The 13,000-nt window shown below is 60.8% G+C and carries 9 protein-coding genes; 6 read left to right on the forward strand and 3 right to left on the reverse strand.

Features of this window, described 5'->3' with window-relative positions; translation table 11 throughout:
- Positions 1-21: 21 nt before the first annotated feature.
- Positions 22-3,456 (reverse strand): TonB-dependent receptor, encoded by a 3,435-nt coding sequence (locus tag DDQ68_RS20215; protein ID WP_245897130.1) that lies wholly within the window; start codon positions 3,454-3,456, stop codon positions 22-24.
- 248 nt (positions 3,457-3,704) lie between these two features.
- Positions 3,705-4,340, reverse strand: coding sequence for a C40 family peptidase (locus tag DDQ68_RS20220; RefSeq protein ID WP_245897131.1), 636 nt, complete (start codon positions 4,338-4,340; stop codon positions 3,705-3,707).
- Positions 4,341-4,467: 127 nt separating this feature from the next.
- On the opposite strand from DDQ68_RS20220, the gene DDQ68_RS20225 reads away from it, so the two are divergent.
- The gene (locus tag DDQ68_RS20225; protein WP_109658535.1) at positions 4,468-5,880 is read left to right on the forward strand and encodes an FAD-binding oxidoreductase; all 1,413 of its coding nucleotides are present in this window, start codon (positions 4,468-4,470) and stop codon (positions 5,878-5,880) included.
- Between the two features lie 200 nt (positions 5,881-6,080).
- Here DDQ68_RS20225 and DDQ68_RS20230 read toward each other — a convergent pair whose 3' ends face one another.
- Entirely contained in the window at positions 6,081-6,524 is a 444-nt protein-coding gene (locus tag DDQ68_RS20230) for an acyl-CoA-binding protein (RefSeq protein WP_109657917.1), read from the reverse strand.
- Positions 6,525-6,647: 123 nt separating this feature from the next.
- Here DDQ68_RS20230 and asnB point away from each other — a divergent pair, with 123 nt between their 5' ends.
- From asnB to DDQ68_RS20255, 5 genes are all read left to right on the forward strand, one after another.
- Positions 6,648-8,552, forward strand: a complete 1,905-nt coding sequence (gene asnB, locus DDQ68_RS20235; RefSeq protein ID WP_109657918.1) for an asparagine synthase (glutamine-hydrolyzing) — start codon at positions 6,648-6,650, stop codon at positions 8,550-8,552.
- 424 nt (positions 8,553-8,976) lie between these two features.
- Entirely contained in the window at positions 8,977-10,320 is a 1,344-nt protein-coding gene (locus DDQ68_RS20240) for a UDP-glucose dehydrogenase family protein (RefSeq protein WP_109657919.1), read from the forward strand.
- Positions 10,321-10,352: 32 nt separating this feature from the next.
- Positions 10,353-11,300 (forward strand): UDP-glucuronic acid decarboxylase family protein, encoded by a 948-nt coding sequence (locus DDQ68_RS20245; RefSeq protein ID WP_109657920.1) that lies wholly within the window; start codon positions 10,353-10,355, stop codon positions 11,298-11,300.
- A 63-nt stretch (positions 11,301-11,363) separates the two neighbouring features.
- Positions 11,364-11,780, forward strand: coding sequence for a sugar 3,4-ketoisomerase (locus DDQ68_RS20250; RefSeq protein ID WP_109657921.1), 417 nt, complete (start codon positions 11,364-11,366; stop codon positions 11,778-11,780).
- Between the two features lie 79 nt (positions 11,781-11,859).
- Entirely contained in the window at positions 11,860-12,969 is a 1,110-nt protein-coding gene (locus tag DDQ68_RS20255; RefSeq protein WP_109657922.1) for a DegT/DnrJ/EryC1/StrS family aminotransferase, read from the forward strand.
- Positions 12,970-13,000: the final 31 nt, after the last annotated feature.

Raw genomic sequence — 13,000 nt, forward strand, 5'->3', positions numbered from 1 at the left:
ACTTCTAGATTTACTGTACTTCTAGTTGAACAAGTAGCGTACGCCTACCTGGGCCTGCCAACGCGAGCCAATGCCGCCGGTGTCGCTCCGGAAGCTGTTGGTGAGCGAAGTAGCGGGGCTTACCGAATTGTCAGCGTTTCTGACCGGGTTGGTGAGATAGGGAAAATTGAAATTCGGGCGGCCCTGCTGGTCGTAGCCAATGAATGTGAGGGGGTTGGTGACGTTAGCGGTGCGGAAAGTGCCCCAGTTGCTGTTGAGCAGGTTGCCGATGTTGAAAACGTCGACGCTCAGTTGAAGCGTATTGCGGTTGGTGCCAATGTTGGTGAAGATGTCTTGCAGCAGGCGCACATCAAGCCGGTTCTGCCAAGGGCGCACGGCCCCGTTGCGCTCGGCGTACTCGCCGCGGTGCTTGCTGAGGTAATCGTCCTGGTTGATGAACTTGTCGAGGTCGGTCCACTGCTGAGCAGACGAGTACACGCCGCCGCCCTGGGCGGCCGTGAGGTTGAGGTCGCGCAGGGCAATCTCGTTTTGGTTGCGGGGAATGTACATCAGGTCGTTGCCCGAGCCGCCCGAGCCGTCGCCGTTCATGTCGCCAGCGTACGTGTAGGAGAAGCGGCCCGCAGCTGCGCCTTCGTAGAACATCGAGAGCGTTGTGCCCAGGTGGCCAACGTATTCGCGCCGGTACGACAACGATCCGATGACGCGGTGCTGCTGCAGGAACTGCGAGTAGCTCAGGACGTTGGCGTTCGGGTCGCCTGATACTGAACGGTCGCGCCAGTTCGTTTGGGCGATGGTGCCGCCGTCGTTCACCGAGCGGGCGTCGGTGTAGGTGTAAGCTGCGCTGGCATATAGCCCGTTGCTGAACGACTTCTGCAACTGCCCGGTCACGGAGTACGAGTAGCCTAAGTTAGTGTTTTTCATCAGGATGGCATCGGTAATGACGGGATTTGATGCCGATACGCCCCCTTGGCCGTTGTAGATGCGGTTGTTGGTAATCAGGCTGGGTTGGGCGTTTGCTCCGGTGCCGACGGGTGCCGTAGTGTAAAGGCCCGCGTTGTTGCCCGTAGTATTTACCGCGCCAAATGTGTAGAAGATAGGGCGGTTGTCGGCCCCGCTAGCCCGGCCAGAAGCCTGGGGTAAGTTCACGTTCTGGAAGTAAACGGCGTTGACATCCTTGGTGTACAAGGCTTCGAACGTAGCAATTACCCCGCCGCCCAAGTCTTGGTCAACGGCCAGGTTGGTCCGCCAAACCTGCGGAAACTTAAAGTCATTGGCCGTGACGGCTAGGTTGTACTGCGTGTTGGCAGCTGCGCCGCTGGGGCGGTAGGCGTTGACGTCGGGGCTGAAGTAGTTGCCGGCCGCTGATGCAGCGGCGCCGGTGCGCGAGAACGAGCCAAACTGCACGCCGTTGTTGCCGGCCTGGTTGGAGAGCCACACGAACGGAATGCGGCCGGTGAAGATGCCCGTGCCGCCGCGCAGCTGGGTTTTGCGGTCGTCGTTAACGTCCCAGTTGACGCCGATGCGCGGTGAGAAGAGCGGCTTACGGTCGGGCAGCTTGTTGGTTTCGATTTTCACCCCGTCGCGGAAGGTGAGGTTGGCCGCGTTTTCGTTGCGGGAGATGTCCGAGAAGATGACCGGCAAATCGCCGCGCAGGCCCACCGTCACCTTCAGGTTGCTCATCGGGCTCCATTCGTCCTGCACATAAAGGCCAAACTGCGCGGCCTTGGTGACGGCGAAAGGGAAGGAGCCGTCCGGCAGGGCCGAGTACGAGAGCTGGTAGCGCTGCGGATACGCCAGGGCCCCGGTGGTGTTGGCGACGGGGTTGCCGTTGGCGTCGCGAGTGTAGCCCAGCGGCGCAGCGGTGGTGCGGGCGGCGGCGTAAAAATCGTCGAGCCCGTTAAAAGAATAGTTGCCGTAGTAGTTGGGGGAGAAGCCGTTAGTAAACTTGTACAACTCGTTGTAGGTGCCCACCGTCACGTTGTGCTTGCCCAGGAACGCCGTGAAATTGTCGCCCACCTGGTACACGTCTGAATTCAGCACATTGAAGGCCGAAAACGGCTCGTAGCCAAACGAGGTCAAGCTGTTGGCCGCATTTATGCCGCCGCCCGCCGCCGTCCGGCCCGTGGCCGAGCCAATGTCAACCAACGGGAAAGTGCCGCCGGCGGGGCTTTCGCGGGAGTCGCGGAAGGCGGAGTATCCCGCGGTCAGGTTGTTCGAATACTTGCCGCCGCCGAGCGTGCTGTTTAACTCGGCAATTATCGAGTTCAGGTTATTATTAATGGTGTAGTACGACGAGAAGAACGGCAGGCCAAACTGCGATTGTGAACGGCCGATGTTGCCTGGCCCCAGGGCCCCCGAACCGCTCGGCGTAACGTCGCGGTACGACTTCAGGTAATTGTACTTGATGCTGAAGCGGTTGTTCGCGTTGATGTTCCAGTCGATTTTGGCCGTGGCCTTGCGGCTGAACGAGCGCAGGTTGTAGTTCTCGTAGGGCCCCGGGTTGTAGCCGTAGTTACTCGTCAGGAATTTGCTGAGAATATCCAGGTCGCTGGCCGCCGCCGCCGAGGTGGTGGAGTTGCCGCCCGGTGCGGCCACGCCGTCGCGGTTGGCAATAAAGTTGCCCGTGGGCGGGTCAATACGGTCTTCCTGCTCGCCGTTCAGAAAGAAGAAGAGCTTATCCTTAATAATAGGGCCCCCGATGCGGAAGCCGTAGTTTTTGAGGTTGAAGTTGGGGTAGTCCTGCGTGAAGTTGCCCACCTTGTTGCCCACGTAGCTCTGGTTGCGGTAAAACGTGTAGACCGAGCCGCTGAACTTGTTCGTCCCGCTGCGCGTCACGGCGTTGATGCCGGCGCCGGTGAACGAGCCCTGGCGCACGTCATAAGGCGCTATGCTCACCTGGATCTGGTCGATGGCGTCGAGCGAGATAGGCTGGGCGTTGGCCTGGCCGCCCACGGTCGACTGCAAACCGAACGAGTTGTTGAAGATGGCCCCGTCGATGGTAATGTTGTTGTAAGCGCTGTTGCGGCCACCGAAGCTCTGGCCGTTGGCCTGGGGCGTAAGGCGGGTGAAGTCGTCAAAAGAGCGGTTGATGGTGGGCAAGCGCTCAATGGCTTCGCGCTGCACGGTGGTTTGTGCCCCGGTGTGGTCCGCGTTCATCACCGGGTCGCGGCGGCCGCTCACGGTCACCTCGGTTAGCTCGGTGGAGGCGTCGTCCAGCTTCACGTCGAAGCGCAGGTTCTGGCCCAGGCTCAGGAACAAGCCGTTGCGCTGCACGTCGCGGTAGCCCACGAAGCTCACTTTCACAGTGTAGGGCCCCCCCACGCGCATGTTCTGGAGGTTGAAGCGACCATCGGAGTTGGTCGGCACCACGTACTGGGTGTTGGTGGGGGTGTGCACGGCGATAACCGTGGCCCCCGGCAGGCCCATCCCGGTCTTGTCCGAGATTACCCCGTTCATGGCCGCGGTAGTGGTGCCCTGCCCCCAGCCGATCTGAACAGCTAACAGCGTAAGCGTTAAGGATAAAAAATGGCGTAGAATTAAATTTTTCATAGAAAAAAGTGGGTGAAACAAAAGAGCCGTTCCGAACACAAAGGTAGAATTAGCCTCGTAAGGCATAATATTACCATATTGTTACTAATTGGTAAACAAGTATTTGATTCTGCTTTCTACGCAACCCATTGCCAGGAACCGGCTCAGCAAATGCGTTACAAATGCGGCCGCACGGCGCGGATAAACCGGCTCAAATAGTAGTCAGACTCGAAGCTGTTTTCGACCACGCCCAGCGAGCTGGAGGCGTGAATAAAGTCCACGCCGTCGGCGTCGACCACCGTTACCATGCCCACGTGGGTGATGGTACGGCTGCCGGGCGAGGCCCCAAAAAATATCAGGTCGCCGGGGCGCAGGTCGGGGGCCGCCACGGGGGCTCCCCACACGGCCTGCTCGTTGGATGAGCGCGGAATGGCCACGCCCGCCTCGCCAAACGCCAGCTGCAACAGGCCCGAGCAATCGAGCCCCAGCCGCGTGGTGCCCCCGAACAGGTACGGCGTGCCCTGGTAGGCGCGGGCCGCGTCGATGACGGTGGCTAGTGTGCCGGTAGCGCTGCCCGCGCGAAACGGGCGCTTGGCCACGGTTTTGGTGGTGGCCCCGCCGGCGGGTCTGTACTTGTCCTTGGTTTTGAAGGCCGGGCGGGCGGGGGCCCGGCTGCCATGCTTGAGGCGCACCATATCGCGGGCCGAGTGGTAGCGGCCGTCGCGGTAATTTAGCTTGCGGCTACACGCGCCCAGCGCCAGCGCGGCCCAGAGCCCAAACAGCAGTAGTATCTTCGTCGTCCTCCTACCCATCGGCGGCAAATATACTTTTATTCGTTGGCCAAAATAGGACACTCGCGCCGGCGGTATAATTTTATGGCGCTGGTTGTTGCTAGCAGCCAATTACATGCCCGAAAAATTTTATTCCCTGCTTTTGCCCATGCCCGACTTTCACTCCCTTACCCCCGCGCTGTTGGTGCAGCTCGAAGCCATCGTGGGACCCGCCTACGTGGCCACGGCCCAGCGCGTGCCCGCCGAGGAGTACGCCACCTACGGCCAGGACCACACCGAGGACCTGCACTTTGCCCCCGATGTGGTGCTGACGCCCGGCACGCCCGAAGAAATCAGCCAAATCATGCGCCTCTGCCACGCGGCGCGGGTGCCCGTTACGGCCCGCGGGGCAGGCACGGGGCTCAGCGGCGGGGCCCTGCCGGTGCACCACGGCGTGGTGCTGCGCATGGCGCGCTTCGATAAAATCCTGCAAATCGACGAGCGCAATTTGCAGGCCACCGTCGAGCCCGGGGTGGTAACGGAGGCGTTCCAGAACGCTGTGCAGGCCGTGGGCTTGTTCTACCCACCCGACCCGGCCAGTAAGGGCTCGTGCTTTTTGGGCGGCAACCTGAGCCAAAGCAGCGGGGGCCCCAAGGCCGTGAAGTACGGCGTGACGAAAGACTACGTGCTGAACCTGCAAGTGGTGCTGCCCACCGGCGACATCATCTGGACCGGGGCGAATACCCTCAAAAACGCCACCGGCTACAACCTCACGCAGCTCATGGTGGGCTCGGAAGGTACGCTGGGCATCATTACCAAAGCCGTGTTCCGGCTGCTGCCCTACCCGAAGCAGAACATCCTGATGCTGGTGCCCTTCCGCCAGGAGGCGCAGGCGGCCGAAGCCGTATCGGCGGTATTTCGGGCCGGCATTGTGCCGTCGGGCATGGAGTTTATGGAGCGCGAGGCCATCGCCTGGTCGTCGGATTACCTCAAGATTCCGCTCACCCTGCCCGAGGATATTAAGGCCCACCTGCTCATCGAGCTGGACGGCCAGGATCTGGAATACCTCCATAAAGAAGCCGAGCAGGTATACGAAGTGCTGGAGCGCTACGACGTGGGCGAAATTCTGCTGGCTGATACGGCCGCTCAGAAGGACGAGCTGTGGCGCATCCGGCGCAACATTGGTAATTCGGTGCGCTACAATTCCGTGTACAAAGAAGAAGATACCGTAGTGCCCCGCGCCGAGCTGCCCACCCTGCTAAAGGGCGTGAAGGAAATAGGGGTCCGGTACGGCTTCAAAACCGTGTGCTACGGCCACGCCGGCGACGGCAACATGCACGTCAACATCATCCGCGGCGACCTCGACGATGAGAAGTGGAACGTGGGCTTGCGCGAACCCATCAGCGAGATTTTCCGGCTCTGCGTGCAGCTCGGCGGCACCATCAGCGGCGAGCACGGCATCGGGCTGGTGCAGAAGGGATACATCGGCATCGCCCTGCCCGACATCAACCTCAACCTAATGCGCGGCATTAAGCAGGTGTTTGACCCGCACGGTATTATGAACCCAGGGAAGATATTTTAGCCAGCCCGTTGCCAACGCCTGAAGCGTGAGGACATCTAGTAAAAAAGGACGTCATGCTGAGCTTGTCGAAGCATCTCTCCCGCTGACTAACCCAATCGGATGGATTACTTGCGTGGGAGAGATGCTTCGACAAGCTCAGCATGACGTCCTTTTTTTGCCGCAAACAACAGTTTTAGCTGTTCGTTTGGGGCCCCAAAAGCCTACTGCTGCTCCTTCAGCCTGTCCTCGCCACCATAGGGTGTGCCCTCGTTGAGGTTGCCGCGCAGGCCGCCGTGGTCGGCCGCGTCGGGGGCCCCGGTGCGGCTATCGGTGGGCACGGTTTGGGCATCGGCGGCGCCGGTGGGGCCCCCAGCGGCTTCGGCGGCGCGGGCCACGTACTGGCGCTTGGCTTCTTCCTGGGGCGTGCCTTTATACTTGTTCCACGAGTCCCACTGGCCCTGCGAAAGGCCGGCGGGACCGCTGGCGTCGGTGGCTTCGTCAGCGGCCACCACGTCGCCCTTCATGTCCACGTCGCCGTCGGTAGCTTGCTTGTAGAGGCCGTAGAGGTCAGTCATCTGGGCGGCGGCGGCGTCGGGCGGCAGGTTATTGACCCGCTCCACAGCGGCTTGGAATTGTTGGTCGAGGGTGGCATTGGCGGAATTCATAGGGGAAGAAAATGGGGTGGAAGCTGCCGGGTGTACTGCCTTCGCGGGGCCCGGGTTGCGGATGGGGCTTTGCGCTGCGCTGGGGCCCCAACCGCCGGCCGTGCGTACTTTTGCCCACAGCTTATGTGTGGAATTACCGGAGTTTTTGCCTTTTCTGATGCTGGCCGTCAGTCGCTGACGCGCTTGCAGGCATCCACCGACGCCATTGTTCGCCGTGGGCCCGACTCGCAGGGCCACTTCGTGTACGACCAGTGCGGGCTGGGTTTCCGCCGCCTGGCCATCCTCGACCTGTCGGCCGACGGCAACCAGCCAATGACTGACGAGGCCGGCCGCTACACCATCGTTTTCAACGGCGAAATCTTCAACTACCGCGAGCTGCGCGAGAAATTGATCAAAAAGGGCTGCCGGTTTCATTCGCAAACCGATACCGAGGTTATCCTCCAGTTATATATCACCGAAGGCCGCAGCTTCCTTAAAAAGCTAAACGGCTTCTTTGGCTTTGCCATCTACGACAAAGAGGAAAACTCGCTTTTTATTGCCCGCGACCGGTACGGCGTGAAGCCCCTGCTGGTGTACCGCGACGAAGACCAGCTGTTTTTCGCTTCGGAGATGAAGTCGCTGCTGGCCTTGGGTATACCGCGCAAGCTCGACTACGTGGCCCTGAGCCAGTATTTGCAGCTCAACTACATTCCGGGGCCCGCCAGCATCTTCAAGGGCGTCAAGAAATTATTGCCCGGCCATTACTTATATGTGAAGGACGGCAAGGTGGTGGGTAAGGCCTGGTATAAGATCCCGTACGACCCCAAGAAAGTTGCCAAAAACAAGCTCAGCTACGAGCAGCAGCAGCAAAAGCTGGTCGAGCTGATGGACGGCGCCGTGCAGCGCCGCCTCGTGGCTGACGTGCCGCTGGGGGCCTTCCTGAGCGGCGGCATCGATTCGAGCGTTATCACGGCGCTGGCCGCCCGCCACACGCCGCACCTGAGCACATTCAGCATCGGTTTTAAGGACGAGCCGTTCTTTGACGAAACGAAGTACGCCAACCTGGTGGCGGCCCGGCACAAGACCAACCACACGGTCTTCTCACTCACCAACAACGACTTGTACGAGCACCTGCACGACATGCTGGACTACCTCGACGAGCCGTTTGCCGATTCTTCGGCCCTGGCCGTGTACATCCTCTCGCAGCGCACCCGCCAGCAGGTGACGGTGGCGCTGAGCGGCGACGGGGCCGACGAGATTTTCGGGGGCTACAACAAGCACATGGGCGAGTTCAAGGTGCGCCAGGGCGGCTTCAAGGCCGAAGCCGTGACGGGCCTGAACTTCCTGTGGGACGCGCTGCCGAAGTCGCGCAATGGCTTCTTTGGCAACAAGGTGCGCCAGTTCCAGCGCTTCTCGCGCGGCATGCTCTCCGGCGTGAAGGACCGGTACTGGGACTGGGCCACCTTCGCCTCCGAGAAAGACGCCCGGGCCCTGCTGAGCCCCGCCAGCCGCCAGAAAATCGGCAAGAAGCTGGCCGAAAAACGCCGCAAGGACATCCTGGAGAACCTGCACGCCGACGGTGACCTCAACGAGGTGCTGCTCACCGATATGACCCTGGTGCTGCCCTACGACATGCTCACGAAAGTGGACCTAATGAGCATGGCCAACTCATTGGAGGTGCGCACCCCATTTCTGGATTATAAGGTGGTGGATTTTGCCTTTTCGCTGCCCGTTAGCAGCAAGGTGGACAGCACCATGAAAAAGAGAATTGTGCAGGACGCCTTTCGCAACGAGCTGCCACCCGAACTCTACGACCGGCCCAAGCACGGCTTCGAAGTGCCTTTGCTGAAGTGGATGCGTAACGAGCTGCGCCCCCTCATCGAAAATGACCTGCTGGCCGATGAGTTTGTGGCGAGCCAAGGCGTTTTCGACGTGGACGCGGTGCGCCAGCTCAAGGCCCAGCTCTTTTCGCGCAGTCCCGGCGATGTCCACGCGCGCATCTGGGCCCTCATCGTATTCCAGACGTGGTGGAAAAAATACATGGTTTGATAGATGAATATATTTGTTGACCTTTCCAGACGCGTCGCTTAGCTCGTGATGAAGCTGTTTAGGAAGTCTGAAAATTCAAAATAGAACGTCATGCTAAGCTTGCCGAAGCATCTCTACTGCGGCAGCAAGCATAATTACACTGCTCACGAAGTGGAATGCGAAAACGAAGTAGGGTGCGGGGCTTGTCCCCGCCCGTCGTTGAACGGTTCAGTCAGCTTTCGTTCAACGACGGGCGGGGACAAGCCCCGCACCCTACTTCGTGACGAGTATAGTTACGCAGTAGAGGGTGGGGACAAGCCCCGCACCCTACTTCGTGACGAGTATAGTTACGCAGTAGAGATACTTCGGCAAGCTCAGCATGACGTTCTAATAACTTCCCAAACAGCTTTTTATATTTCCGAATGTTAAACCTTAACCCATTGAAATGAAGATTGCAGTAGTAGGCACCGGCTACGTTGGCCTGGTGACGGGCACGTGCTTTGCCGAAGTAGGCATTGACGTGACCTGCATCGACATCGACCAGAAAAAAATCGACAACCTCCACAACGGTATTCTGCCCATCTACGAGCCGGGCTTGGAGGAAATGGTGAGCCGCAACGTCGAGAAAGGGCGACTGCACTTTTCTACTAATCTGAGCGAAGCTATCAAAGGCTGCGACGTAGCCTTTATCGCCGTGGGCACCCCGCCCGGCGAAGACGGCTCGGCCGACCTGAAGTACGTGCTGGCCGTGGCCCGTGGCATCGGCGAGAACATTGACGATTACTGCGTGGTGGTCACCAAAAGCACCGTGCCCGTGGGCACAGCCGCCAAGGTGCGCGCCGAGCTGGAGCAAGCCCTGCAAAAGCGCGGCGCATCGGTGGAGTTTGACGTGGCTTCTAACCCCGAGTTTTTGAAAGAAGGCGCGGCCATTGACGACTTCCTCAAGCCCGACCGCATTGTGGTGGGCGTGGCATCGGAGCGGGCTGAAGAGGTAATAACTAAACTCTACAAGCCGTTCCTGCTCAATGGCCACCCGATTATTTTCATGGATATTCCGTCGGCCGAAATGACGAAATACGCGGCCAACTCCATGCTGGCCACGAAGATATCGTTCATGAACGATGTGGCTAACCTCTGCGAAATCATGGGGGCCGACGTGAACATGGTGCGCCGCGGCATTGGCTCCGATGCCCGCATCGGCACCAAGTTCATCTACCCCGGCATTGGCTACGGCGGGTCGTGCTTCCCGAAAGATGTAAAGGCCCTGATCAAAACGGCCCAGGAAAACGGGTACGATATGCAGGTATTGCGGGCCGTAGAATCGGTGAACGACGCCCAAAAATCGGTGCTGTTTGACAAGCTGAGCCGCCATTTCCAGGGGGAGTTGCGCGGATTGAAAATTGCCGTGTGGGGCCTCAGCTTCAAGCCGAAGACAGACGACATGCGCGAGGCGCCGTCGTTGGTTATCATCGAGAAACTGCTGGCCGCGGGCTGCACCGTGACGGCCTACGACCCGGTGGCCATGCCCGAAGCCAAGCACAGCCTGGGCGACCGGATTGCGTACGCCAAGGACGAGTTTGACGCGCTGATTGATGCCGACGCGCTGCTGGTGGTAACGGAATGGCCCGATTTCCGGGTGCCGAACTTCAACGTGGTGGCCCGCTTGATGAAGCAAAAAGCCATTTTTGACGGCCGTAACATCTACGAAGCTAAGGAGCTGAAGGAGCTGGGATTCGCCTACCACTGCATCGGCGTGAGAACCGACCACAAAGAGCCAGCCGTTTCTTAGTATAAAATCAGTACAACGTGCAATCAATACCCATGACTGAAGAAAAAAAACGCATCCTCATCACTGGTGGGGCGGGCTTCCTGGGGTCGCACCTGTGCGACCGGTTTTTGGCCGAAGGCTACCACGTTATTGCGATGGACAACCTGATTACCGGGTCGCTCCAAAATATTGAGCACCTGTTCGGTAAGAAGGAATTTGAGTTCCATAACGCCGACGTCAGTAAGTTCGTGTTCGTGCCTGGCAAGCTGGATTACATCCTGCACTTTGCCTCGCCGGCCTCGCCGATTGACTACCTGAAAATCCCTATTCAGACCCTGAAGGTAGGTTCGCTGGGTACCCATAACCTGCTGGGCCTGGCGCGGGTGAAGGGGGCCCGGATGCTGATTGCCAGCACGTCGGAAGTGTACGGCGACCCCGAAGTGCATCCGCAGGTGGAGGAGTATTTTGGCAACGTGAACCCCGTGGGGCCCCGCGGCTGCTACGACGAAGCCAAGCGCTTCCAGGAGGCCATTACAATGGCCTACCACAACCATCACGGTTTGGAAACCCGCATCATCCGCATCTTCAACACCTACGGGCCCCGGATGCGCCTCGACGACGGCCGCGTGCTGCCGGCGTTTCTGTCGCAGGCGTTGCGCGGCGAGAACCTGACCGTGTTTGGCGACGGCTCGCAGACCCGCTCGTTCTGCTACGTGGACGACCTGGTGGAGGGCATTTACCGCCTGCTGCTCAGCGACTACCATATGCCGGTGAACATTGGCAACCCGTCGGAAATCACCATCAAGGAGTTCGGCGAAGAAATTGCCCGCCTCACCGGCGTCGAGTTCAAGCCGACCTACCAGGCGCTGCCCGAAAACGACCCGATGAAGCGCCGACCCGACATCACCAAGGCCAAGGAAATCCTGGGCTGGGAACCCAAGGTGGATCGGGCCGAGGGCCTGCGCCGCACGCTGGAGTATTTCAAGGAGCACGTGAAATAGGGCCCCGAGTAGTTATTTTGAAGCGGGAGTGGCGCCATGCCGTTCCCGCTTTTTTGTTGCGCCATGTCTACTTACGCTGCCCCATACCTCATCACTTTACCAAAGCTCGGGGCCCCCGACATTGGATACATCTCGGTGGCCGATGGGCAGCGGGACGAGGTGCCATTTGCCGTGCAGCGCGTATTCTGGACTTATTATACCCCCGAAAGCATCGTGCGGGGCCGCCACGCCCACCACCGCACCGAGCAGGTGCTGGTGGCCGTGGCTGGGCGCATCACCGTCGTCACCGAAACGGCGGCGGGGGCCCTGCATACCTTCCGGCTCGAAGACCCCCACGTGGGCCTGTACGTACCGCCCCTCACCTGGCACACCATGCAGTACTCGCACTCGGCGGTGCAGCTGGTGCTGGCCTCGCAGCCGTACGACGAAGCCGACTATATCCGCGACTACGAACAGTTTCGGGCCGGGAGCGGCCGCTGACGGCGTAGGATAGGGGGCAGGCTTACCTTTGCCCGGCGCGCCGGAAAGCTGTCCCGGTGGCCGTTCGTTGCCTCATAAAATGCCGGGCCCCTTATCCATTCCATTCTTCTCGATTGCCCCCCAGCATGAGCCGCTGCGCGAGCAAGTGCTAGCCGCCGTGGCACGGGTCTACGATTCGGCCTGGTACGTGCTGGGCGACGAAGTAGTAGCGTTCGAACAAGAGTATGCGGCCTTCAACCGGGTGCCGCACGCGGTGGGCGTGGCCAACGGCCTCGATGCCCTGGCGCTGGCGCTGCGGGCCCTGGGCGTGGGGCCCGGCGACGAAGTGCTGGTGCCCTCCAATACTTACATCGCCACGTGGCTGGCCGTGATGCACGTGGGGGCCCGGCCGGTGCCCGTCGAGCCCGACCCCGCCACCAGCAACCTCGACCCGGCGCGGCTGGCGGGGGCCATCACACCGCGCACCCGCGCCATTATGCCGGTCCACCTCTACGGCCAGGCGTGCCGCATGCCGGAAATTATGCAGGTGGCCCAGCAGTACGGCTTGCACGTGGTGGAAGACAACGCCCAGGCCCAGGGCGCCGCGTTCGGCGGGCAGCTCACCGGCAGCTTCGGGGCCCTGAACGCCACCAGCTTTTACCCCGGCAAAAACCTGGGGGCCCTCGGCGACGCGGGGGGCCTGACCACGGCCGATGCGGGGCTGGCCGCACAAGTGCGCGCGCTGCGCAACTACGGCTCGGCGCGCAAGTATCACAACGACTTCATTGGCTATAATTCCCGCCTCGACGAGCTACAGGCCGCCGTGCTGCGCGTTAAGCTTGGGCATTTGCAGGCTTGGACGGCTCAGCGCCAGCAGCTGGCTGCCTGGTACGGCCAGCACCTGGCTGGCATTGCCGGCCTGCGCCTGCCCGCGGTGGCGCCGGGCGCTACCCATGTGTACCACCTCTACGTGGTGCACACCCCACGCCGCGACGCGTTGCAGCAGCACCTGGCCGCGCGGGGCATTGGTACGCTTATCCACTACCCCGTGCCACCGCACCGCCAGCCCGCCTACGCGGGGCTCGGGTGGGCGGCCGGGGCCCTGCCCATTGCCGAAGACCTGGCCGCCACCTGCCTGAGCCTGCCCCTGTGGCCGGGCATGACGGAAGAGCAGGTGGCGGCCGTGGCCGCGGCCATTCGCCAATTTTAAAGCAGTTTTGCGGTCGAGCAAGCGCCAGTAG

This window comes from Hymenobacter nivis (assembly GCF_003149515.1).
Lineage (GTDB): Bacteria > Bacteroidota > Bacteroidia > Cytophagales > Hymenobacteraceae > Hymenobacter > Hymenobacter nivis.